Origin of the sequence: Rhodococcus sp. Leaf278, assembly GCF_001426085.1 — a bacterium.
Taxonomy (GTDB): domain Bacteria; phylum Actinomycetota; class Actinomycetes; order Mycobacteriales; family Mycobacteriaceae; genus Rhodococcoides.
On record NZ_LMRR01000014.1, the window covers coordinates 41,960 to 65,442 of the forward strand.

Here is a 23,483-nt window from a genome sequence, read left to right on the forward strand (position 1 = left end):
TCGGCATTCGCTGCGCACCAACGACTTTGCCTCGACAGGAGATTCACGTGAGTCGCTCGACAACACCAAGCACACAGGGGCGCAGCCTGCCCCGCGCCACCAAAAGAATGCTGTATGTGACGTGGCTGGTCGCCACCCTGGAAGGTTTCGATCTCGCCATTTACGGGGCCACGGTCCCCGTCCTACTGCAGACGCCCTCGCTGGGCATGGACAGGGCGTCGGCGGGAACCATCGGCTCATTGGTCGGCGTCGGCATGCTGGTCGGAGCAGCCTTCGCCGGAGCCGTGATGCATCGCTTCGGACCGCGCAGACTGCTGCTCGGATCGATTGCCATCTTCACCGTCGGCATGCTGCTGTCCACTGTCGCGACGAGCGCGGAGATCTTCGGGCTCGGCCGTTTGGTCGTCGGCCTCGGTCTGGGCGTCGTGCTTCCCACGCTGAACGCCTATGTTGCAGACCTCAGCGAACCAGGACGCCGCGCCCGGCATATCGGACTGATGATGAGCGGCTACGCAATCGGTGCACTGGCCGCGCCGCTTCTCGGAGCTGCACTGCTACCCGAGATCTCCTACCACTGGCTGTACCTCATCGGCGTCATCCTGCCGCTCGTCGCTCTGCCGTTGATGTTCCGGTTGCCGGAAAGCCCGTTCCACCTGCGCCTCACCGGCCGAGATGGCGATGCGAAGCAGATCGAGAATCTTTACGGACTCGCCCATGAACCGATGGCAACCAGCACCTCCGCCGGGCGGTTCCTCGGTCTCGGCCCGCTACTGACCAGACGCCTCGCCCCCACCACCATCCTCGCCTGGGTGATGTCCTTCTGCGGGCTGCTGCTCGTCTTCGGTATCAGCGCTTGGCTGCCGTCGATCATGCAAGCCGCCGGATACTCGCTCGGCTCCGCACTGATGCAAACTGCCGCCATGTGGCTGGGCGTGTTCGTCGGAGTCATCGCAGCCGGGCCCGTGGCCGACAGATTCGGCCCCCGCATCGTGGTGGTCGCAGCCTTCCTGACCGGCACGGTGAGCCTGATTCTGATGAGCCTCTCACCGCCCACCCCCGTGCTGTTCGTATTGATGTTCGTCAGTGGTTTCGGGTTCATCGGCTCTCAGATCCTGGCCAACGCCTTTATACTTTCCGTCTACGATCCCGAGAACCGCAGCAGCGCACTGGCCTGGGCCCTGTCGGTCGGACGCCTCGGGGCCATCGTCGGCCCAACCCTCGGTGCATTCGTTCTCGACCGCGCAAGCGGCGTCGACTGGAACTTCTACAGCTTCGCCATCGTCGGACTCGCCGGTGCCATCACCGCCGTAGCCGTTCCGCGGCCTCGAACCCGGCACTCCACGACCGATCCGATTACCGACACATCACTTGCGGATGCGGCGTCGAATTCCACTCGTCGGCCCTGAGCGGCCGGCTGCATGAATCCGTGGGCCGCGCAGCCCGAAAAGGTTGTGCTGAAACATGATTGATCCTGTGTCCGGTTCGAGGATGTAGTCCCTCGAACCGGACACAGGCTTTCGGCTACGACATCACGGAGCAGGTACGGCGCCGATCTGTTGCAAGATTCCCAACAGGTCCGGCTGCCCGTGCTCGCCGACGATCTGTCCGTGGGCGAGGTAGTAAAAGTTGAAGGCTTGGGCCGAGATCGTCACGCCGGTGGGCGGGACGCCGAAGAATTCGCCCGAGTGTGTGCCACGCATGGTGAATCGCGCCGCGACCCTGTCGCCTTCGATGATCGTCTCCTCCATGGTCCACTGGATATTGGAAAAGCCGTTGCGCAACAGGGCGAGCAATTCCAGGTAGCCCGACGGTCCCCGCAGCGGTTCGGGATGTGTCGGGGCATGGAACACGGCTTCTGCCGCAATCACCTCGTGAGAGAGCTGCTCGTCTGCTGTGTTGATGAACTCGACGAATCGTGTCATCACCTCTTCGGGAGATTTCGTTTTGATGTTGTTCCATTCATTCTGTGATGCAAGGTTCATTGGTTGATCACTCTGGGATCTGTAGGAGGACTCGCGTCCGAGTTCCCGCGTCGACGCGGTCGTGAGCGTCGGTGATTCGATCCAGCGGCAGTGGATCGCTGACCGCGATGGACAGCGCACCGGTAGAAGCAGCCGCGGTCAGGTCCGCCGCGGCAGCCAACTTAGCCTCTCGAGAGAAATCGTCGCTGCCCAGTAGACGAATGGTGATGTTGTCGAACAGCATCGGCCAGAACGGCAGACTCGGTCGATCCTCGCGGGTGCCGTAGGCGGCAATGACTGTGTTGTTCTTGCCAATTGCCGCGTCGAATTCGACGTTGTCCGAGAACGACACTTCGATGATGCGGTCGACGCCACCAACCGCAAGATCCCGTGCCTGCGTCACTGCTTCGTCGTCGCTCAGCACCACGACGTGGTCGGTGCCGTGGGCACGCGCGAGATCCGCGTCCCCTTCTGTGCGAACAGTTCCGATTACCGTCGCCCCGTTCCATCGAGCCAACTGCGCAGCGAGAGACCCTACGCCGCCCAACACGCCGTGGACCAGGACCGTCTGCCCGACAACCGCTCCGTCACCGAACACTGCGCGGTGTGCCGTGATACCTGGAATTCCCAGGCAGGCAGCGAGGTTCGGATCCACGGAATCCGGCAAGGCGACTGCCTGCCAGCCGGGTACGACCGTGCATTGCGCCGCGGTGCCGGACGCTCGATAGGACTGCGCACCGAAAACCCACACACGCTCGCCAACTCGTCTTCGCTCGACGCCCTCCCCCACAGCGTCGAGGTACCCGGCTCCGTCGCTGTGGGGCACCACCCGCGGATACGGCATCGTCGAGCCGAGCCACCCACGCCGTTTCTTGGTGTCACCCGGATTGACCGAGGACAACAACAGGCGCACTCGAACCTCGCCTGGTCCAGGGTCGGGTGCCGGAATCTCTCCGACTCGGAGAACGTCCTGGGCTTCCCCCTGCGAGTCGTACCACGCGGCGATCAATGTGCCACGACCGAAGCGTCGGTGATGCCCCTCGGTCCGTTCACGGGAGCCAGCGTGATGCGTTCGAGCTCGAGAATTGTCATGTAGTCCCTTTGGAGGAGGTGAGTCCTGGTCATCGGTCACCCACCCTACTACCTCGATTCGAGGTACACATCGAATCGAGGTACACCTGTCACACTGGACACATGTTGGAATTGGCAATTCTCGGGTTTCTTTCGGAGGGCCCCCTGCATGGATACGAACTCAAACGACGAGTGGCTCAGCTGACCGGCTACGCGAGGCCAGTGAGCGATGGAACTTTGTATCCCGCAATCAAACGCCTGGACCGAAGCGGTCTTCTGGAGCGACGCTCCGAGCCCGGTGCAGGGCCGGCGCGCTACGTACTCACGATCACCGACGAAGGACGCCACGAGTTGACGTCCCGCCTGCGGGATCCGCAGGACAACGACTTGTCGGAGTTCTCGCGTTTCGTTGTGGTGCTGACATTCTTGTCTCTTGTGCCTTCCGTGGAGGAGCAGCATGCAGTTCTGCGACGGAGGCTGCGCTTTCTCGAGGAACCGGCCAGCTTCTTCTACGACGGGGACCGGGCCGTGAAAGCGGAAGAAATTTCCGACATCTACCGTCGGGGGTTATTACTTTTCGCGCGCAAGACGAGTCGCACAGAAAGAGTCTGGCTCAGGTCTCTACTCGACAGCCCGAACTGAAGAATTCGGACTTGCCCGTAGCCGACGGCGTTCCGCGCTCCCAGGACAACTGCTGGACACGAAAAGCGTTCTCCTACATGATCAGTGGTACACCTCGTCCTCCATCCCGAATTCGGCATAATTCGGCGTAACCCCATGATGACGACCACCCCCAGGCAGCGCTGGCCGTCGAGAACTCGCTGTATAGCAAGTCGACCGCAGCGCACCCGCCTTCGCCCCACACGAGAGCCGGTGTGTTCGCTCGATCTCCACCGGGCGGTACACGGCGTGCTCCGGCAGGCGTGCTTCCGCGGCGTGCGCCGGAACAGTTGCCCGCACCGGGGTGGCCGACGCCGTCGAACCAGAGCAGAACGCTGCGACGGTCACCAGGACCCAGGCCGGCGTAAGCAGATCGATCGCACAGCGAGAGCGCTTCCGCGACTGCCGGATACGTCTGTCGACATGGCTACAACGGCCCCGAATCCTTCTGACGAAACTGTGTTTCGCGTCGGATTTCATCGGACGCCTTCACTGTAGAGCCGCGCTTTCTTACAAGGAAGCTTCAGACCGAGTTGGGTCCTGTTCGACAACGACGTTCGGCGAAACACTAGAACTCAGGTTTGTCGTCGCACTCATGTCCGACCTGAACTACACGGTTGCCGCCCTGTCTTTTGGCGTCGTACATCGCTGCGTCCGCCCGGCCCGTCAGAGCAGTCATCGCACTTGCGACGTCTTCGGTGAGTCGAGGAACGGCCATGGTCGCCACGCCCAAAGATGCTGTTACCGGGGTGTCATCACTGTCGCGAAATATCGAGCGCAGGATGCGGTCGGCGCACTCGCGCGCATCGACCTCAGCCCCGCGCCCTACCACGGTGAACTCCTCACCGCCGATGCGCGCCGCGAATGCCGATCCCGGGCACGCCTGGTGGATTCTTGCAGCGGTACGCCGCAGAACGTCGTCTCCGTGGCCATGGCCGAAACGGTCGTTGATGGACTTGAACTCATCGAGATCGATCACCACACTCCACGCGACTGATCCAGCGGCAGGTCCGGTCCGGTACAGCTCGCTCACGGCCGAGCTGAGGCCTCGCCTGTTTCGCAGCCCGGTCAGTTGGTCGAAATACGCGCCGGAAGCGTCGTGCCTCAAATGCGACACGAGCGCCTGCATGATGACCGACGAGGTGAACAATCCGACGAACACACAACCTGTGACTGTGAGCACAGTTGCGACGGGCCAAGTTCCCTCGATCAACACATGCACCGCCACCGCACACAGCACGAGCAACGTGAATGCGTAATGCGCCAGGAAGACTCGTGGTCCGTGGAACGACGACACGTAGTTTCCGAGGCCCGTGAAGATAGTGGTTCCCACGATTGCGATGGGCGAAGGTGCCACGGACAGTAACACTGCCGCGATGCCGATATCGCTGGCAGCCGTAAACAGGAGAGACGCACCCCTGGTGTCGATCCTCCGCGCGACACCCAAAACGGAAAGGGCAACCGCGAGAACGCCGCTGGCGCACACGACGCCTCGTTGTGTAACTCCCACAACCACATCGGGGCTCACCAACAGGCCCAGGCACAACAGCGCACACAGGAAGCCGTACAGGGAAATCAGAGCCTCGGCGTACCTGAGGAATGGGCGTGCCCGGTGGTACCCCAGCAGCCAGTCGAAGTCGACGGAGCTGACCCACCACTGACGGAATCGATCCACGGTAGATCCAGCCTTCGGTTCTCGCAGTTTTTCACGCCCCGTCGCGGTTGGACTGCTTCGTCGCGCAGTCCAGGCACGAACTTGTGGCGAGTGAGCCGAACAGAAGCAGTCGTGTCATCCATGAAACCACTGCTCTCGCCGAGCCTACTGCTCCGAGCATGCTTTCAGTGGCAATCCAGTACATACATCCGGGCCATCAAGTTCTCCGTGCAGACCATACTTGTATGGAATCTTTATATTTTGCGTGACGGACAACAGGGGGCCGTTGGTTCGAGACGTTGAGGGCGCAAAGGCGAGTCCACTTGTTCTCTTGCATGGGGTGACGATGTCGTCTCGGATTTGGCACTCGACAGTTCCGTTCCTGGCGAAGTCCCACCGTGTCGTCGTTCCGACCGTCCTGGGTCTTAGGGGCGGACCTCGCCGGTAACTCTCTCGGCGGTCGGATGGCACTGGAACTGGCCCGTAGGGGTCGAGCGTATGCGCGCTACCCCTCGCAGGCTTCTGGGTACCCGGAACATCGAGCCAAACCACCGCCACGAACGGCATCCGCAAGTCCTGGAAGTTGGCCCGCGCAACCCAAAAACTGAACTCGGCTCTGAGATGGTCGGGGTGGTTGCGCGCACACTGGGTCACTGCCCGGACTCGCAAACCTAGGCGTACCGACCACGACCACGCGAGCGCGAGCGCAGCAGACGTGCCCCAGTGACGGCTCCTGCTCTTACCTCAACTGCCACCCTTCGAGGGTGCGAACTCAGGTGACCTCATTCGTCGTTGACGCCCTCGATAACTCTTTCGAGAAGGCATCACCTCACCAGACCAAGCATGGCCTACGTCGACGACACCCGACGAGAGACTCGAGAGAACGTCGATTCTTATGGGTGATGCCGCGTCGTGCATGGCTCGCGTGAGTGCGCGGCGAGCGCAGGCAAATAGCCATGGCGTGGTGCCGCAATCGTTTTCGCTCATCGACACCCAGATCATGCTGATAGGACAAAGTTTTCGCTTCTATCGAGGATCTGTAGACACATCGGTGCCGCACGTAGCCGACCTGCGGGCGCCCGTCATCGCTGTATCCGGTGTGCCGGCTCGCAGTAGAAGCAGCGCGTCTACATGCGACTTCTCCGTGGTCACGCGAGCCGATTTTTCTCGTGGATGATCATGATTGCCGGCTGTCGAAGTCGTTCCTATGTTTTCGGATCTCGTCGGTATGGGCTGATGCCCACATCGCCAGACCCAAGACATGTTCGAGAAGCGAGACACCGAGGTGGGTCAGGGCATATTCGACTCGCAGCGGCACCTCCGGGTACACGGTACGTGTGAGCAGGCCGTCGCGCTCGAGGTGACGCAGCGTAAGGGTGAGCATCCGCTGAGATATGCCAGGGACCGCGCGCTGCAACTCCCTGTATCGCATCGGCGCATCACGAAGCACGGCGATCACGAGAATGCCCCACTTGTCTCCGACACGATCGAGAATTCCGCGGATCAATGCCGCATCCTCGCCCCACCCCTCGCACGGCCCGGGCATCGGAGTGCCGAGCTCGACGGTGCCGGTCTTCCTGGTCGCCATGGCGCTCCTCACGAACACGAATGTGCCCTCTTGTGCCGCGGATACGACACACAGAAGATGGGGTGACACACAAATAGTAACCGAGCAGGAGTGAACCCATGTCGTTGATTGTCATAGTCGGTGCCGGCCCCGGAATGGGGTTGGAAATCGCCCGCGTTTTCGGGCGCACAGGTTTCACCGTCGCCCTCGTCGCCCGAAACCAGGCGAAGTTGAGTTCGCTGACCGAACAGCTGAAAAGTGAGGGGATCGACGCGCACGGATTCACCGCAGACCTCCTCGACGAGGAATCGATTACCACGGCCTTCACCCAGATCCGCGCCACACTCGGCACCGTGGACGTTCTCGAATTCTCGGCGGCCGACGCGACTCTGCCTGCTGCCGGCGTCCTCGACGTCACGCCCGCCAACCTTCAGCCGCAGCTCGACTTCTACTTCAGCGCAATACATGTCGTGAGACAGGTCGTCGACGACATGATCGCCGCGAAAGCCGGCACCATCATCGTCACCACCGGCGGCGGATCGATAAACCCGACACCGTCTTTCGCCAACATCAATATCGCGTCGGCCGGCCTGCGCAACTGGGTTCTCAACCTGCACAACGTACTCGCCGAACACGGCGTGTACGCGGCACATCTGGCCATCAACGCATGGATCGGATCCGGGCAACCCGGCACCTCTGCCGCCGAGATCGCTCCCACGTACCTCGAACTGCACGAAAAGCGGTCCGATGCCGACCCCCGCTACCCTGCCGCACCGATGTGACGCCACACCGTGTCGAGGTGAAGCACCACCACTGACCGCGGCCTCGCGCCGGGTTCCTGCGGCGCACTTCACCGAACACGAGCAGTCCAGGTTCAGTCGACTGCATCCCCGCACAGGATTTCGAGACTGTCCAACAGGACACGGATCCGGTCGGGGGGCAGGAGCTGGAGCCGCCGCGCCAGGCTGGGGCGCATCCGACCCCCGATGTCAGCGGTGGTTCGCACACCATCGTCGGTCAGTCTGATCCGTGATCGGCGCGAGTCCGCGGAATCGATCTCGCGAATCACCAGGCCCGCGTCGGCAAGCTTGGACAACGACCTGCTCAGCATCGACGGGTTCAGACCGAGATCTACGACGAGATCACCGGGAGTATCGATGCCCATCTTCACGGTGCGAAGCACCAGAAAGTCGACGAGATCCAAGTGCGCGACAGCGGAGACGTGCACGCGAGCGTCGGTCAAGACCAGCTTGTTGAGGCGATACAGCGCGTCGAGGAGCTGCAATTCGGGTGCGTCGGTGTCAACCATGTAAAGAACCTAACATCTGAATATTATTGACAACTAGCAACTATTGCGCGTTGAGTGTGAGTATGACCCACGACAACGCCACCACACCCGGCCGTATCGACTTCCATCACCACTTCATGCCGTCCAGCATGCTTACCTCTGGCTTGTTCGGCGACACATCCGGCTGGAAATTCAAGGAAGACGAGAGCGCCTGGTCACCGCAGGTCAGTGTCGACTTCATGGACCGACTGCAGATCGACACCGCGATCCTGTCCGTACCCAACGACATCGAATCCCGGCTCCCGGAGAACAAGCGCCATCACTTCGCCCGCGAGGTGAACACCCTGTCCCGTCAGGCCGCGGACGACCATCCAGGACGATTCGGACTGTTCGCTCATCTGCCGACCCCGACCGACACCGACGCCGCACTCGAAGAGTTGACCTACGCGTTCGACGTGTTGGGAGCCGACGGAATAACCCTGACCAACGTCTACGGCACCGGAGATCAGGCCCGATCGCTGGGCGACCCTATCTTCGAGCCACTGTGGGCCGAGCTCGACCGCCGCAACGCGCTCGTGTTCCTACACGGTGAGCAGACACCCGGTAGCAATCGGGCCCCGAGCAGATTCCTGCCCACCCCGATCAGCGAAACTCCGAACGAAACCTACAAAGGCGCAGCCGATTTGGTGACCAGCGGACGCAAACGCCAGTATCCGAACGTACGAATCGTCCTCGCCCACTCGGGCGGCAGCACCCCGTACCTCGCCGCACGCGTCGCCGCACTGTGCGCATTCCATCTCGACTGCGAACTGACAGCAGACGAGATCCTCGAGGACTTCCGAACGTTCTACTACGAGACCGCCCTATCCGGATTCGAAACCAACCTGGTGGCACTCGAGAACTTCGTTGCACCTGACCACATTCTCTTCGGTACAGACTTCCCCGCCGCGAACCCGCGCACCGCGACCTGGTTCACCGACAACGTCGACACCTACTTCGCCGACAGGCCGACAATGCTCGCGCAGGTCATGCACGACAACGCCTACAGCCTCCTACCTCGGCTGACAGCCGGAACCCCGACGCATCCATAGTCTTTCGGCACTCGGGATCGATCAGCTACTTCACCCGCTGATCGACCCGGGCCTTGGCAGCACCGACGCCGGCTCACGAATGTGGGAGTTGACGTGGAACGGGCACGCCCCACCATGGTGGGGCGTGCCCGTTCCGCCGAACGGCCTCGTATCCGAGCCGATTCGAGGTGCCGGGCCGTAACCGAGCTCTACTCGAAGCACCCCTCGGTGCTCGGCGTCCATGCTCGACGTGGACCGTCGGGCGGACCGGGAAGGGCACAGTCCGGCCGCGGACCCGTGGGCGACGCTCAGCTGGCCTTCTTCTGAAGACTCGACCTCCTGCCGCGCCTCTGGCCACCGAATCTTGGGGACGAAGCCGGGGACCGAGTAGGGGGCACCTGCAGGCCAGGCCATGGCTTGGCTCGTGCGTGTTCACGCCCATTCGGTGTACCCGGCCAGGGGTCGACGACCGCATGTACGGTAACGCCGTATGACGCGGGTAGGGCACCGGCGCAGAGTGTTCGAGCTTCGTCGGTCGAGATTCCCAGTGCGCGAAGCACTCGTTCGATGGTGCGGTCGACCGTTTCCGCCTCGTCGCGTTGGGGTTGCGAGAGCAGTAGACGCCCCCAGTGACAGCCAGGAACCGGAAACGATTGCGAGTGCGACATCGGCGTCGCCCACTTCGAATCGCCCTTCGGCAGCCACGAATTCGCTGACGCGGCGTGATCGCGGTGCCAGGCGCGCCACTACCCTCCGCGGCAGCCGAGACTGTCGCCTTCACGATCCTCGGTAAGTGAACCGCGTACGCGCCTACACGCGCTCCCCGGTAGTCGGAGTTCAATCTCCGAGTCCGCCGGGGAGTGGTGCAGATCAAGCGCAGATTTCAAACGCGCTCACTCAGCGAACCGGAATCGGTGACCTCTGCAGCTGCGACGGCCGGTTCGAGCGCCACGGCTTTCGCTCGGCGACGGTGGCCGATGACGACCCCCAAGCATCCGATCAGCGCCCACACCGACATGGTGAGCAGAACAGGACCCAGGCCCGAGCCATCGAAGTACGCAATACGTTTCAGTCCGTCCAGCGCCGTGGACGTCGGAAGCAGCGGATGCAGAAACTGGTAGAACGACGGTGCCAGATCGAGCCCGACCGCAACGCCCGATGCCGGAACCCCCAGCATGATGTACAGGCCGAGTGAGATGAGCATCATGACCGGTCCGAAGTTCACGAAACCTCCGAGTGTGACGATCCCGCAGGTGAATGCAAGAAGAAACACCATCCCTGCGACTCCGCCGATGTTGTCGTGCAAGGTCCCGGTAATTCCGTAGGAAATCAGTACTTGGATTCCCGCCGCGATGCTGCTCATCACGCCGAGCAACAACACTTTCCACCTGATGCGTACGCCGGGTGCAACCAGCGACGCCACTGCGGTCGTCAGAAAGCCTGCCAGGATGGCTCCGAGTCCGACATACATCACGCCGGCACCTACCGCGTCCGATTCCGGGAGTGGTACCAGATTCTCGACATTCACTGTTGCATTCGTCGATGCAGCGAGTGCGGTCACGAATCGCTGCGCAGCGATGGTCGATTGTGTATTGCCCGCCTGCGCTGTGTACAACGTCAAGGTCGTCGGATCGTATACGGCTCGGGTTTCCAGATCGAGAAGTCGCTCGGTACCCTCGTCCACCGTCGCAACACGGTCGACCACAAAATCGTCGTTGTTGAGGGCATCGCTGCTCTGGACGAATTTCATTGCGGCCGGACTGTTTCCGACAACGTCGATATGAACACCGTTCGGTCCGGGGCTGTGGAACAGTCCGATGTAGGTGAGAGGTAGGACGAACATCATGAACAGCGGGAGCAACAGTCCGCCCGTCAGCATGTGCCTCCGTTTCATCTGCTGCGGAGTCGCGGAATGCTCGTCGCCGAAGTAGAAGCGGAAATGGTTCGTTCCCTGCGTTGGAAAGTCTGCGTTCGATGCAGCCGGCGCAGTTACTGTTTCACTCATTTCGAGTCTCCGTTCTCGGGTGCGGGAATTGCGGCGAAGGAACTCAGGATCGGTTCGTCCGGATCCTTTTTGTGTCGAAGCACCGAGAGCCCGAGTAGTCCGGCGGCCAAGAATCCCCACATCGCCATCACGGCAACGGTGCCCCCGATACTTGCTGCCGGGAAGTACACGAGGCGCTTGAGGCCCTCCAGTAGCGCAGGCGTGGGAAGGAAGTTATTGAGTGTGGTGAAAAAGCCGGGCACCATCTCAGGCGCAATCGCCGCACCCGACGAGGGCACTCCGAGTAGCACCATGATCAGCAGCGTGGGGATCATCATCCCCGGTCCTATCAAACGCATCCCCCCTAGATGGAAGGATCCGACGACGAACGCCGACAGTGCAAGCAGTGCGAGCACCTCCAGGATGCTTCCGGACACCGCGCCGTACACCCCGTATGCAACGAAGGCCGGCACTACCGCGGACACCACGCTCATGACGGCAATGACGGTCAGCTCGACACGCAGCGAAAGGCCTGGCAGGAGCAGTTGGAGAACTGTCGCAGTCAAGAAGCCGCCGAGTATCGCCGCGAGGCCGACGAACATCAGCGATGCGCCCAACCTGTCGGTAGAACTCGTCGGTGCTACGTCGAAGACGGTAGGTGCAGTGCCGACTGTCTTGCCCGCAATGGAACCGAAGAGGCCCTCGACCGCCTGCGCAGCGGCCAGGTTTCCTTCGGACGCGACGTACACGATGTTCGTTGCCGGATCGTAGGCGCCACGCGTTTCCAAGCTGGACACAGCATCCTTTGCAGCGTCGACATCTGCTACGACCCCGACGTCGAATGACGACCCGACCTGCGCCTGAACCTGCTGCGCGAATTGCTCGACTTGCGTCGACGTTCCCACGATCCGCACGTCCATGTCGTGCGGCGTCGGCGAATGGAGGCCCCAGGTATAGAGCAGAGGAAGAACCGTCATCAGGAAGAGCGGTACCACCATTCCCCCGAGCATCATCACCGTCGGTGACGGTTTCTTGCGCGGACGTGCTTCCTGAGCACCCGCTGCCAGCTGGTCGGTCACAATCGAACTCCTCGTCGGTAGTTTACATCTGTTCATTACAATACATATGTAAGATAAGGTACGCGAGAGAGGCGCATCACCTATTAAGGTGGACCACGATGACCGCAAACATGGACCCTCGGGCAGTACGCAGTCGAGAACTGTTACTGGACGCTGCTGCCGAACTGGTGTCTCACCGTGATCCTGCGGAGGTGTCGATCACCGACATCGCCTCGGCTGCCGGCGTCAGCAGGCCGACCCTGTATCTGCACTTCCAGGACCGAGACACATTGTTCGCCGCCGTCGTTCGGAGGCGATTACAGTCGATCGCCGCGCTGGACGACGACGTGGCGGTGGACCGAGATCAGGCAGAACGCAGCATCGGGCTCGTTGTGGCCGAACTGGGTTCGAACCGTGAGTTCTACCGCAAACTGATCGGGGCTCAATCGAACTCGCGATCCCGCGAGCAGGTGATGACCGTTTTGCGTGAAGGATTGGGCCAGTACCTCCGACAACAAAGACTGGGCGACACCTCGCCGAACTCCCGTCAATCGAGGCGGCTCGACGAAGAAGCATGGTTCATCACGGGCGGAATGGTGACGGTGCTATCGAAGTGGCTCGATGGCGACCACGTCGACGAGCCCTCGGAGCAACGTTGGTTGGCCGAACGACTGTGGCATCTCTTATCGACCGTGGCGAGTGCCCCTGAACCGCAGGAGCTGCAGTAAAAAGTCCTCGACTTCCATCGTCGGATCCGTGACGGTGCGCTCGTCCGATGGTGTGATGCCGCGAGTCCGTCGGGATGCCGGTCATCTCGAGCGCATCCCGCAGCAATTACACCATGTCCAGTTGTGACAGCCTCGTGACAGCGAACCACCTGCGGACACGACCGTCGAACCCGAAGACCGACCCTGATCTGCACGAACTCGAAGAAACGGCGACGATGAAGGTAACTCCCGCGCGGATCTGAAATCCGCTGTGTCGGTTGTCCACTCGGATCCGTGGGAAGCCACCGGCATACACGCTACCAACCGAAAAGCACTTTCCTGGTCCAGAAATCTGGATCCATATGGACCCTGGTGCCCCCAGTCGGACTCGAACCGACACTTGACGGATTTTAAGTCCCTGGAAGTGGATTCATCTGAACGTCTCTGGACTCGATATTTGTTTATTTGCAACAGTTTTCGTACATTACCGTCCGAACAAGTCCATGCCCGAACGTACCGACTTGTGACACTCTCGTGACACCGAACTGCCGCCGATTCTCCGACACCGGACAGTCTTGAACGGTGTCGGACAGCCACGGTATCGGGTGGACGGAGAGCGTCCTGGCGCACCGACGCTCTGTGCGGACTCGTGACAACGAGACTTATTCGTCGCCAACCTACATCGCCCTCGAATCAGTCGAAAAGTGCAGCGGCGAACCCCACCGCATTGGTCCAACGGCATGTCGGACAAATGCTGCTCCAGGCGAGGCGTTAACCATCCGGCGATGATACTGACGGGAGCGAACAATTGCCGAGTTGCCAACAACAGGCACGATGCCGCCGACGACATCGCGCGGAAACGGCAGTTACCGCACCGTCAAGGAACCTTGAAGGTTTTTACACACCTCGGGTCGTGACCACCAAACCTCTACTCGACTGAGCCGCTTCGCCGAGCCGCCACGCCGGTGTTTTTACACCTCATAACTGCCGCTGGGAGGGCAGGTCTCGAACCGTTCTAAGAATGACGGAGACTGTCACCTCACGAAGGAAATGAGGGATCAGAGATTTCGATAGCCTGTCGAGCCCTCGTCACGCGTTAGTTTGCTCTTACGTTCCTTCGGTGTCGTCCATCCTTGCGTCAGAACTCCCGCCGGTCCCACCAGCAGTAGTCGTTGAGATTTTCGTCCTTCTCGTATCGGATACCAATCTCCGTCAGCCACGTGATGACTCGCTTGCAAGTCGCCTGTAGAACTGTCGTGAGAAACTCTACGGATGCTGATTCGTTGGCAGCAGGCACACTGGCGAAGAGTTCGAATATGTCCGGCCAAAACTGACCGATGTATTCGTCCCATCCGGTCGGCAGTGGACTCGGGGGAAGTGGCTCTCGGCCCCCTGCCGCGTATTCTGCCGCCAGATAGCCAAGAGCCTTCACCATCTCTTTCGCTGCACCCAGCGCTTGCATCGCGGCTCGCCTGGGGTTGTCGTCAATGTGTGCAGCGCTCTCGTTCAATGCGCGTCGAAAATGCTCTATATCGTCACTTGCGGTGGACTCATGGGTCGGAGTCATGGTCACGCGACGGTTGGCTGCCAACTCACAGCGAAATTCATCGATTGCTTCGCCAACGTAGTGACGCCATGCTCGAACGGTTGGCGAACCCGTCAAGCTATCGACGTAGTCGCTTGAGTCCGTGCTGGTCAGATGCATCAAGATGTGCTGTGGCTCATGTGCCGCAAGGTGTTCCAAGATTTGCGTCTGGTCGTCGACTTCAGCCTGGGATTCGGGAGATTCGTTCAGAAATCGTTCCCAGTCGATCACAACGTCCCACGTGCCGTCACTAGCCAGCACGGTCTTGGCTTGAGCTATATTCGCCCCCCTCGTTGTGGTGTAACCCGGACCTTCTCTTCCGTACAAATCCGGTTGGAGGTTGGCGAGGGTGGCAGCCATCGACGCCGTGATTCGGATTCGAACGACCACGTCGTCCGGGAGGTACTCATCGAAGACAGCCAGTACCATTTGGCGACGACGGCTGAGAAGTCCGCGCGGAACGATGCCGGGTAGCAGTGATGGCCCACCTCGCCATTCAAACTCCTCCTGAATCACGTTGCGTATACCGTCATAGACCACGGCCTTGTTGGACGTACGCCCGCCCGCGGCGGTCTTACGTTCCAACGGCTTCTTCCGATCCCGTTTCCTGGACATGTAGTGATCATGCCGACAGACACCGACACATAGGGCTGTACATGCCAGCGAACCGCACGGAAGTTACGGTGGGCGCAACGAGATTCCCCATCGCTTGCTACGCGCCGGCGCAGGCTTCGGCCTGATTGGCGGATGAGCCGGAGGCAGCTTTTGGAGGGGTAACGGCGGGTTAGGGACTGTCCCCGCCTCAGTTGACATCGAATCTGTAAGGATTGACCGCGTTTTCCCGTCTCACGCCCCTAAAATCAGGCAGCGTGACCTTCTACCGAACCACCGCTGGTGTCGTAGCTCTTGCAGCCGCACTCACAGCCGCAGGATGTACGAGTTCCGGTGAGTCGTCGAGCGCCGCAGCGTCGACCACTACGCAATCGACAATCACGACTCCGACACCCACATCCATCCCAACAAGTGCCAGTTCAGCAGTGCCGTCACTCGCGCCATCCCCCGTGAGCGTCGCTGGACCCACCGCAGCCGACACTGCAGCATTCGTAACGGAATTTCGATCTCTCTATCCCGAGTTGGCAGACGGTCGTCGGGACGACCCGATTGCGAACATTCTCGACAACACTTGTCAAGAGATCGGTGCCGACAAGGAGGCCAGCATCGCCGTGGTCAATACCGGCAAGCGGGCCGCGTATCAGAACTCAACGCCGACTCCAGACCAGGCACGGGCAATCTACGACTTGGCGTCCAAGTACTGCCCGAACTGACCACGCTAAATGAACCATCGAGGTTCGGAATCATTTCACAGGGAGTGACTTCCACAATCGCGCCGCGCTAGTTGTTGACCCACTTGCGAAAGAGTGCGTTCAAGAGGCACCGAATTAGCGGTTTACGGGTTGAGGTGTCGGCAAATCCGGGCGAGGTGTCCGGCGACGGTTAAGTCTTGGCTGGTGAAGACTGGCGTTTAGATGCGCCTACGGGTCAAGATGGGTCAGTGCCCGATGCGATGGAAGTTGCTCACCCGAAGCCGACTTTGGCGACGGTGCGTGAGCTGCATTCTCATGCGTTCACCTGCGCTGAGCCGGACTGCGCGGAATGGTTGCACAGGCAAGAACCGGGTGTTGCACGACCAGTTTTGAATAGTCGGGTCTCGTCATACGCAAATCATGCGCACCGACCCAACCTCAGCGCATGGGTAACTTGACTCCCGAGCAGTTGGCGTGTCCGTGGCCATGAAAAAGTAACCACTGGTGGCCAGGTCGAGGTCCCCACTGGTGGCCAACTGAAAGTCCCCACCCCGTGTTCGTCGTGTCGATCAGGAACTTCTGGCCCGAGCGGTGACGGTGAAGGTGCCAACCACACACCGCACCGCCCGGGGAGTTCCATTGAAGTCTGCGAAGGAACGCATGGACATCATTTCCGCTTACCGCGAAGTCGGGTCGTATCGAGGAGCCGCCGAACTCGTCGGCACCACCCACAAGACCGTCAAACGCACCATCGACAAATTCGAAGCCGACCAAGCCGGCAACACACCGCCGCGGGCCGAGCGTGAACGCAACTACGCCGCCGTCACCGACCTGGTAGCCGAACGGGTCGACAAATCTCAGGGCCGAATCTCCGCGAAACGAATCCTGCCGATCGCCCGCAAGGCCGGCTATGCAGGATCGGACCGCAACTTCCGCCGCCTGGTCGCCGAGGAGAAGAAACGGTGGCGCACCGACCATCACCGCGGCCGACGGCCCGCGGTATGGGCACCGGGTGACTACCTGATCATCGACTGGGCCACTGTCGGCGGACTGCACCTGTTCTGCGCCGTCATGGCCTACTCGCGGTGGCGGTTTGCTGCCTTCGCCACCGACGAGAAAGCAACCACCACAATGGCATTGATCGCCGACGCACTTGCCGCTGTCGGTGGTGTCCCGCGCAAGGTCCTCGCCGACCGCATGGCATGCCTCAAAGGCGGGGTCGTCGCGAACGTCGTCATCCCCACCCCGGACTACGTCCGGTTCGCTGCTCATTACGGATTCGCACCGGACTTCTGCCACGCGAACGACCCACAATCGAAAGGCGTCGTGGAGAACCTCGTCGGCTACGCCCAACGCGATCTCGCTGTCCCGTTGCTCACCGAAGCAGCCATCGCCGGCACCACCGTCGATGTCCACGCAGCCAACGCCGCCGCCAGGGTGTGGTGCACGGAAGTCAACGCCAGGGTGCATTCGGAGATATGCGCGATCCCGAACGACAAACTCGCCGAAGAGCGAGAGTTGTTGTCACCGTTGCCATCACTGCGACTGGAGATCGGCCCACCGCCGGTGACCCGCAAAGTCGACCGCTTGTCCTGCGTGCGGTTCGCGTCCGCACGCTACTCCGTGCCGGTCCGGTTGATCGGCGCGACCGTCACCCTCGTCCAGACCGAGGGACGGTTGGTGGTTGTCGAGCCGGCCACCGGTGAGGTCGTCGCCGAACACGACCTGGGCCAGCCGGGGACCGCGTCGGTCCTCGACGAGCATTACGGCGGTGCCCGCCCCGCACCCGACCGCGGCCCTAGGCCGAGGACAACTGTCGAGCAACAGTTCTGCGCACTCGGACCCGAAGCAGAAGCATTCCTCGTCGGTGCCGCCGCGATCGGCAACACCAGGCTCGGATCCGAGCTCGAGATCCTGCTGGCACTCGGTGCGGCACATGGCACCGAACTGTTGGTGGCGGCGTTGACCCGGGCGGTGGCGTTCCGTCGATTCCGGGCCGCGGACGTCCGATCGATTCTCGCTGCCGGTGCCGGAGCGCCGCAGCCCAGGCCGGCCGGGGACGCGTTGATTCTGGACCTGCCGACCGCACCGACGCGCTCCCTCGATGCCTACGCCATCCGGACCCCTGCCGCCGATACGCCGGTGCCGTCATGACCGACACCACCACTGCACACTCTCCGAAGGCTGCTGCGCCCCAGCATGTTCCCGAACTCGCTGCTGATCTCGACGCCGGACTGCGGCGCTTGAAACTGGCTGCAATCCGCCGGACCGCACCGGAGGTGTTGATCACTGCGAAGACGCAACGCTGGACCCCGGAAGAAGTGCTGCGGACGCTCATCGAGTCCGAACTCGCCGCACGTGATGCCTCCAACATCGTCAACCGGCTCAAAGCTGCCGCGTTTCCGGTGACGAAAACGTTGGAGTCCTTCGACGTCGCCGCGTCGTCGATCCAGCCGAAGGTGTTCGACTACCTGTCCAGCCTGGAATGGGTTCGGGCACAGTCGAATTTGGCGATGATCGGACCTGCCGGGACAGGCAAGTCGCATACCTTGATCGGACTCGGTGTCGCCGCCGTCCACGCTGGACACAAGGTCCGATACTTCACCGCCGCCGACCTCGTCGAAACCCTGTATCGCGGATTGGCAGACAATACCGTCGGCAAGATCATCGAATCACTGCTGCGGGTCGACCTGATCATCATCGACGAAATGGGATTCGCCCCGCTCGACGACACCGGCACGCAATTGCTGTTCCGTCTCGTCGCCGGTGCCTACGAACGCCGCTCGTTGGCGATCGGATCGTACTGGCCGTTCGAGCAATGGGGCCGGTTCCTGCCCGAACACACCACCGCCGCCTCGATCCTCGACCGATTGCTCCACCACGCCACCATCGTCGTCACCGACGGCGAGTCCTATCGCATGAAAGACGCACAACACCGAAAGGACTGCCCCTGAAAAACCGGAAACATCAACACGGGGTGGGGACTTTCACCTGGCCACCACCGGGGACTTCAACTTGGCCATTGACATGGCGAAGCGCCGTGCGAACGCAGCCATTAAGCAGGCCCTGTGGTGGGAAGAGTGGCACGAACGAGACCGGTTGAAGAAGCTGGAATGGGACCGACTGGGGACTCCCCTCACCTATAACGAGTTGCCGGCGTGCCGTGCCGCGGATGCGGGGAGGTCATGGACGACGACCTCGGGGAATTCGGACCTACGCTCTACATTTCAGACAAATTGCGTCCGGAGTACGAGCGTCGAGAACTCGAATACAAGACCAGACATGGAGGCCATGAAGCCCACCGGTGGTTGATGCCGGGGTCGCGTCAGCTGCACTGCGGGTACTGCTGCCCGATGCCGCCACTAAGCCCTCTCAAACGGGAGAGCGTGACCAAAATATTGCGAGAGATGGCCAAGAGAGCCGCGCGCCGCAGTCCCGACGAGTCGGTCACCTGGAACCTCGAGCTGACATGCGGCCACTCCACGACCACTAGGACTCACAAATCTGTGTACAGCACTATGGCCGTCACCGACTGCGACGAGTGCGGTCGCGTGCGAGGCGTCGTGTCGAGCAGCCGACAAGATTGACCTGAACATCTACTCGACCTCATCCATACCTACTACGACGCAGGAACCTCGGCCGCGGTTCCCTTGGCGATGAAGACGTCGTCCGAGCCCTCGTACCGGTACGCGCGGCGGCCATCGGGGAGCAAAACCCAGCCTGCCTGTCCGTCATCGGCGGGCGGAGCGAACGCTACATCGTCAGACACTCGACGACCGGCCCGTCCATTCATTGAGCTCTTCCCACTCGCCGAATGATGGCTTCTGAGGTCCGAGGATTACGACTGGGTCATCGTCGTCGATGACCTCGGTCCAGTTGAGGATTTTCTCGACCTCGGTTGTAGCCGTTCCCTGGCTCACAGTGAAGCCACCGGGTTGCTGAAGCTCAGCATTGAGCAGCTCCTCATCGGTAGTGCCGGGGAACTTATCGACGTACCCAACGCCCGACATCTGGCGACCGATTTCGGTGAATTGGCCGTCGGTGCGTCGCCAGATGTGGCTGCCTGGACGGGGCCGGATGATCTGCTCGTTAGTCATTCCGTGAGCCTAGGCAGCGGCGCAAGCCCGATCTACCCGTAACGGCAGGCGTCGACCATCCGAGATGTGCCGTAATCTGACGAGCCATGCGCACTGTTTCCGTGGCGGCGCTGGCCACACTCGTCCTGGTCGGCTGTGCAACCGACCCGAAACCGGCTGCTGAACCGGCGTCGTTCGACCTCAGGGTCACTGCCCAGATTGCACCCAAGTTCGTCACACCAATTGCAGGCGGTTGTGACTCGAACGGTGTCAGCAAAGGCTCCCCGGTTCTCGTGCGAGACGAATCGGATACAACTGTGGGGGCGGGGGCGCTCGGGGGCGGATCACTGCAGCCCGATGGAGCCTGCCACTTCTACGCGAATATTACTGTCGCAGAGGGGCGAGAGTTCTACGAAGTGACCATAGGCGACCGAGCACCGGCCACCGTGCCGGCCGACAGGGCGCGCACTGGGTTCTCACTCAGCTTCGGGTACTAGACGCCCGCAGGTGGCCCGGACACCGCTCGCGTTGGTGGCCGTCTGCCGACTCATCATCGCGTCGGGTTGGTACCTAGCCACGCGCCCACCAGGGCGCGGGGCTACTCAGCGCTGAGCAGAACCACAGGGGTCGGAAATTGGGCCTAGGCCCTGTGGGTTCCGAACAGTCCCGGCCAGGGGTCCGATGCCGGTTGTCTAGGTGAAGCCCCAACTTGAGACCAGTCGGGGACACAAGAGGGCACCTAACCTAGCCCCGACGTAGATGTAGATCCCTGCTTAACTTTGGGAAAGTTAGAAAATAGATCCAAAAAAGAAAACCCCAGCTAGACGTGCACTTTTGCAACTTCAGCAAGTTACATACACGATACCGGCTACGTAACGCGTCGAGCCCAGAACGGTACGTAGCGCATGTGCTTACGCCCAGCGTTCGGGTCGTACTGTGTAATCATCCCGGCGTCAAGAGTCTCCCGGATGTACGCCGAAGCTGCAGAGGACTCTTTGTCGGTGAGACCGAACCGCTCGCGAACGGTAGTGTTCGTGACCTGCTCGCCACTTACTGACTTTAAGCAACTGTGCAGGTAGACAGCCCGGATCCTGTCCTCTTTGTCCATATCACTCGTCTTCTTATGGCTGAACAAGGTGACGGTGGTGTGGCCCTCGTTCACAACGATGAGCGGTGCCGGGAGCTGGTGAAACTCGATTTCGAACGCAATACGGTCCCAACCGCTCCCACGCTCCTCGCAAATGTTGCAACGCCGCATCATGTACGCCAACTTCTCGTTCCGCGAACGAGGCGGGGCATCCACAAACCGGGAGGGATCAACAAGCGGCGCTCCCGGGTTCGTGATCACCATCCGGTCGTCGTAGATCTCGATGAGGGGACCGGCACCACCGACGGAGAAATCTTGGTGAATGAGAGCATTGGCCACGATCTCGCGGATGGCAGTCGGCGGGAACATACTCACTTCGGTTCGCAAGGCCTTGCCGATTATCTCGTTCGCCGGCAAGAGGTTGTCGATGTAGTCGACCATCCCGGTGAACCCGGCCGCATAGCCTCGTGTTCCCTCGTGCTCGCGCTCGGCCGTCAACTTGTTCTTGCCCTTGTATTTGATGACTCGTGCTGCCTTACGCGCAATGGACGGGTAGTCGCTGAGCTGCACACCGAACAGCAGCGCACCCATGTTCGTGATACTGACTCGTCCGTTAGGTTCCCGATCAAAGATCTTATCCGACAGGAGCGCGTCAACCACAACGTCTCGCTCGGCAGGGACGGCTACCCCTTGGAGTTTGTAGTAGGCGGCATGGTCCACATGCTCAAGCGCCTCGTCCTCGGTCAACCCGCTAAGAGCCGCCCTGTGCTCGAACGGGACAACGTCGAGATTTCGATAGAGTTGTTTAGCCTCGACCGGGTGGGCATTCAACTTCTTTTTGTGACTACCGATACGGATATACGCGATTCCTTGGAACATGACAGGAGAGTGCGCTGCGGCGCCGATTTCAAGGACGACGGTACGCTTCCCGTCGACTTGTCCGTGGTAGTAGACGAGTCCAGGGTCGGGACTTAGAGACCCCACAACCCATGGCTGGAAGGCTTGATTGCCCTTCTTGAGCGTTGTCTCATCGAACGCGGTTCCGACCAATTTGTGAGTACCGTCCTCCACGCCCCAAACCAGATACGCCCGAGCCTCTCCGTGGAGAGCCGCCGCGTTCGCAAGCGCAGAGATGTACTCACCGATCTCCTGCGGGTCGTTCATGTTCTGCTTGAACTCAAGCCACTCGCTCTCGGCCGGTTGTTCGACTAGGCGGTTGACCAGGTCCTCGAACTCGGCGCGGGCTTCAGGTAGGGGGGACACGCGCCCATTCTACGGTGGCAATCCAGACGCCAGACGTAACGACCATGGACGCAGCCACGCCCAAATTCCGACCCTGCAACCAAAAGATGGACACTAACCGATGAGGGAGTGCCCACGGGGGTGCCCGATAAAACCCCAGGTCAAGGCCGCGTGACCCGCTGTAGGCGTCGTGGAACCCGTGGCACTGGCCCCGGGTAGTCCGGTCGACCCCGCTCACATATGCGGCTTCGGCTATGGGTGGCACTCACTTCAACCTTCGCCGAGGCCCGGTGTGGTCTCGCAGTCCTCGAAAACTCGTGCTAAATGCCATCGCTCAGTTCGCGAACGGGTGCTGCACGACCAGCGCTCCACTCTCCGCGAGGTAGACCTCAGGACACTCGTCCGAAGCGCTCCAATCGCCGCGTTCGACGAGATAGGCGGCGACGGTGATCGGGTGCGCTCGAAGCGTCATGTGACCATTCGTCTCGCACCAACTGGCGAGGTGTCTTCACGCGGCCGCGTAGGTCTTGCGCGTTCCTTCGGAGTGGGAGGATTGCACGGCGGCCGCGATCCGCTTTGCGACGGCAGGCGGGATCTCCGGCTCCACAGCTACTGGCCTGCCGGTGCCGGGAATGCCTACCGAAGCGGAAACTGCGGTTGTTCGGCCTGGTCGGACGTCCATACGAGCGGCGTAGCGCAGCTTACCGACACACTTGCATTGCAAAACTCTGCTGAGCTGGCACCGACGGTGCCAAAGTGCAATTTACGTGGGCGACTTCCGAGAATGCTTTGTCAGGGCGTAGCTCTTGGGCGCTTGGGCCGACAGGCAATCGAAACCTGTTTCAGCACAACCGTTTCTATGACTAGCCTGCGGGTGTCGCGGTTATCGGCGAGGCCAGACAGCTCAGCCTGGCCTACTTGCGACAGCCTCGTGACACCGAGCCACGCGCAGAGACGGCCATTCAACACGAAAGCAGCCCTGAACTGCACGAATGCGAAGATTACGATCACGGAGAACGGACACCCCGCGCGGATTTGAAATCCGCTGCTAGAGGAGCGGCGATTGACCGGGCGGGTTGCAATTCGATTGTTTGCCGGCGCCGGGTTCGCGCGAGGACTTCGTCTTCGCCAACGCCGGCGGGGTCTCCCGTATCCGCAGATGCACGACG

The 23,483-nt window shown here is 61.2% G+C and carries 20 protein-coding genes; 8 read left to right on the forward strand and 12 right to left on the reverse strand.

Annotated elements, in window-relative coordinates; translation table 11 throughout:
* Positions 1-107 precede the first annotated feature (107 nt).
* Positions 108-1,406, forward strand: a complete 1,299-nt coding sequence (locus tag ASG84_RS15385; RefSeq protein ID WP_057477924.1) for an MFS transporter — start codon at positions 108-110, stop codon at positions 1,404-1,406.
* Between the two features lie 123 nt (positions 1,407-1,529).
* Here ASG84_RS15385 and ASG84_RS15390 read toward each other — a convergent pair whose 3' ends face one another.
* Together ASG84_RS15390 and ASG84_RS15395 are read right to left on the reverse strand one after the other, a co-directional pair.
* A complete protein-coding gene (locus ASG84_RS15390; RefSeq protein ID WP_057477925.1) occupies positions 1,530-1,922 on the reverse strand; it encodes an ester cyclase in 393 nt (130 codons plus the stop codon).
* Positions 1,923-1,989: 67 nt separating this feature from the next.
* On the reverse strand, positions 1,990-2,970 hold the full coding sequence (locus tag ASG84_RS15395) for an NADPH:quinone reductase (RefSeq protein ID WP_057477926.1): 981 nt from the start codon (positions 2,968-2,970) through the stop codon (positions 1,990-1,992).
* Positions 2,971-3,155: 185 nt separating this feature from the next.
* On the opposite strand from ASG84_RS15395, the gene ASG84_RS15400 reads away from it, so the two are divergent.
* Positions 3,156-3,674, forward strand: coding sequence for a PadR family transcriptional regulator (locus ASG84_RS15400; protein WP_057477927.1), 519 nt, complete (start codon positions 3,156-3,158; stop codon positions 3,672-3,674).
* Positions 3,675-4,260: 586 nt separating this feature from the next.
* Here the strand turns inward: ASG84_RS15400 and ASG84_RS15405 are convergent.
* Both ASG84_RS15405 and ASG84_RS15410 read right to left on the reverse strand, forming a co-directional pair.
* Positions 4,261-5,367, reverse strand: coding sequence for a GGDEF domain-containing protein (locus tag ASG84_RS15405; protein WP_057477928.1), 1,107 nt, complete (start codon positions 5,365-5,367; stop codon positions 4,261-4,263).
* Between the two features lie 1,156 nt (positions 5,368-6,523).
* Complete coding sequence (locus tag ASG84_RS15410) at positions 6,524-6,892, reverse strand: winged helix-turn-helix transcriptional regulator (protein WP_094680321.1); 369 nt, start codon at positions 6,890-6,892, stop codon at positions 6,524-6,526.
* Positions 6,893-7,032: 140 nt separating this feature from the next.
* Between ASG84_RS15410 and ASG84_RS15415 the strand changes: the two genes are divergently transcribed.
* A complete protein-coding gene (locus tag ASG84_RS15415; protein ID WP_057477930.1) occupies positions 7,033-7,695 on the forward strand; it encodes an SDR family NAD(P)-dependent oxidoreductase in 663 nt (220 codons plus the stop codon).
* A 92-nt stretch (positions 7,696-7,787) separates the two neighbouring features.
* On the opposite strand, the gene ASG84_RS15420 is transcribed toward ASG84_RS15415, so the two are convergent.
* Complete coding sequence (locus ASG84_RS15420; protein ID WP_057477931.1) at positions 7,788-8,222, reverse strand: MarR family winged helix-turn-helix transcriptional regulator; 435 nt, start codon at positions 8,220-8,222, stop codon at positions 7,788-7,790.
* Positions 8,223-8,284: 62 nt separating this feature from the next.
* Here ASG84_RS15420 and ASG84_RS15425 point away from each other — a divergent pair, with 62 nt between their 5' ends.
* On the forward strand, positions 8,285-9,292 hold the full coding sequence (locus ASG84_RS15425) for an amidohydrolase family protein (protein ID WP_057477932.1): 1,008 nt from the start codon (positions 8,285-8,287) through the stop codon (positions 9,290-9,292).
* An 862-nt stretch (positions 9,293-10,154) separates the two neighbouring features.
* On the opposite strand, the gene ASG84_RS15430 is transcribed toward ASG84_RS15425, so the two are convergent.
* Positions 10,155-11,276, reverse strand: coding sequence for an ABC transporter permease (locus tag ASG84_RS15430; RefSeq protein ID WP_057477933.1), 1,122 nt, complete (start codon positions 11,274-11,276; stop codon positions 10,155-10,157).
* A complete protein-coding gene (locus ASG84_RS15435; RefSeq protein ID WP_057477934.1) occupies positions 11,273-12,334 on the reverse strand; it encodes a hypothetical protein in 1,062 nt (353 codons plus the stop codon). Before ASG84_RS15435 ends, ASG84_RS15430 begins: the two co-directional genes overlap by 4 nt.
* 98 nt (positions 12,335-12,432) lie before the next feature.
* Here ASG84_RS15435 and ASG84_RS27765 point away from each other — a divergent pair, with 98 nt between their 5' ends.
* The gene (locus tag ASG84_RS27765; protein WP_162248343.1) at positions 12,433-13,041 is read left to right on the forward strand and encodes a TetR/AcrR family transcriptional regulator; all 609 of its coding nucleotides are present in this window, start codon (positions 12,433-12,435) and stop codon (positions 13,039-13,041) included.
* A 1,117-nt stretch (positions 13,042-14,158) separates the two neighbouring features.
* Here ASG84_RS27765 and ASG84_RS15445 read toward each other — a convergent pair.
* Positions 14,159-15,190, reverse strand: a complete 1,032-nt coding sequence (locus ASG84_RS15445) for a hypothetical protein (protein WP_156399541.1) — start codon at positions 15,188-15,190, stop codon at positions 14,159-14,161.
* Between the two features lie 476 nt (positions 15,191-15,666).
* On the opposite strand from ASG84_RS15445, the gene ASG84_RS15450 reads away from it, so the two are divergent.
* The 3 genes from ASG84_RS15450 (at position 15,667) to istB (ending at position 18,863) form a co-directional block, all read left to right on the forward strand.
* Positions 15,667-15,930 (forward strand): hypothetical protein, encoded by a 264-nt coding sequence (locus tag ASG84_RS15450; RefSeq protein ID WP_057477937.1) that lies wholly within the window; start codon positions 15,667-15,669, stop codon positions 15,928-15,930.
* 618 nt (positions 15,931-16,548) lie between these two features.
* Positions 16,549-18,063: an IS21 family transposase gene (gene istA / locus ASG84_RS15455; protein ID WP_156399542.1), complete on the forward strand. Its 1,515-nt coding sequence runs from the start codon at positions 16,549-16,551 to the stop codon at positions 18,061-18,063.
* The gene (gene istB / locus ASG84_RS15460) at positions 18,060-18,863 is read left to right on the forward strand and encodes an IS21-like element helper ATPase IstB (protein ID WP_057477938.1); all 804 of its coding nucleotides are present in this window, start codon (positions 18,060-18,062) and stop codon (positions 18,861-18,863) included. Before istA ends, istB begins: the two co-directional genes overlap by 4 nt.
* A 665-nt stretch (positions 18,864-19,528) precedes the next feature.
* Here the strand turns inward: istB and ASG84_RS27770 are convergent.
* The 4 genes from ASG84_RS27770 to ASG84_RS28215 all read right to left on the reverse strand — a co-directional run bounded on the left by ASG84_RS27770 (position 19,529) and on the right by ASG84_RS28215 (position 22,786).
* A complete protein-coding gene (locus ASG84_RS27770; protein ID WP_162248337.1) occupies positions 19,529-19,678 on the reverse strand; it encodes a hypothetical protein in 150 nt (49 codons plus the stop codon).
* Positions 19,671-20,006, reverse strand: a complete 336-nt coding sequence (locus ASG84_RS15470; protein ID WP_057477940.1) for a hypothetical protein — start codon at positions 20,004-20,006, stop codon at positions 19,671-19,673. The genes ASG84_RS27770 and ASG84_RS15470 overlap by 8 nt, the downstream gene beginning before the upstream one ends.
* Before the next feature lie 847 nt (positions 20,007-20,853).
* Positions 20,854-22,335, reverse strand: a complete 1,482-nt coding sequence (locus ASG84_RS15480; protein ID WP_235581678.1) for an ATP-binding protein — start codon at positions 22,333-22,335, stop codon at positions 20,854-20,856.
* 313 nt (positions 22,336-22,648) lie between these two features.
* The gene (locus ASG84_RS28215) at positions 22,649-22,786 is read right to left on the reverse strand and encodes a hypothetical protein (RefSeq protein ID WP_235581679.1); all 138 of its coding nucleotides are present in this window, start codon (positions 22,784-22,786) and stop codon (positions 22,649-22,651) included.
* Positions 22,787-23,483: the final 697 nt, after the last annotated feature.

Coding starts and splice junctions, on each gene's coding strand:
- ASG84_RS15425 (WP_057477932.1), top strand. CDS start 8,285: ATGACCCACGACAACGCCACCACACCCGGCCGTATCGACTTCCATCAC.
- ASG84_RS15400 (WP_057477927.1), top strand. CDS start 3,156: ATGTTGGAATTGGCAATTCTCGGGTTTCTTTCGGAGGGCCCCCTGCAT.
- ASG84_RS15385 (WP_057477924.1), top strand. CDS start 108: ATGCTGTATGTGACGTGGCTGGTCGCCACCCTGGAAGGTTTCGATCTC.
- ASG84_RS15415 (WP_057477930.1), top strand. CDS start 7,033: ATGTCGTTGATTGTCATAGTCGGTGCCGGCCCCGGAATGGGGTTGGAA.
- ASG84_RS15410 (WP_094680321.1), bottom strand. CDS start 6,892: ATGCCCGGGCCGTGCGAGGGGTGGGGCGAGGATGCGGCATTGATCCGC.
- ASG84_RS15390 (WP_057477925.1), bottom strand. CDS start 1,922: ATGACACGATTCGTCGAGTTCATCAACACAGCAGACGAGCAGCTCTCT.
- ASG84_RS15420 (WP_057477931.1), bottom strand. CDS start 8,222: ATGGTTGACACCGACGCACCCGAATTGCAGCTCCTCGACGCGCTGTAT.
- istB (WP_057477938.1), top strand. CDS start 18,060: ATGACCGACACCACCACTGCACACTCTCCGAAGGCTGCTGCGCCCCAG.
- ASG84_RS15470 (WP_057477940.1), bottom strand. CDS start 20,006: ATGACTAACGAGCAGATCATCCGGCCCCGTCCAGGCAGCCACATCTGG.
- ASG84_RS28215 (WP_235581679.1), bottom strand. CDS start 22,786: ATGACGCTTCGAGCGCACCCGATCACCGTCGCCGCCTATCTCGTCGAA.
- ASG84_RS27765 (WP_162248343.1), top strand. CDS start 12,433: ATGACCGCAAACATGGACCCTCGGGCAGTACGCAGTCGAGAACTGTTA.
- ASG84_RS15430 (WP_057477933.1), bottom strand. CDS start 11,276: ATGAGTGAAACAGTAACTGCGCCGGCTGCATCGAACGCAGACTTTCCA.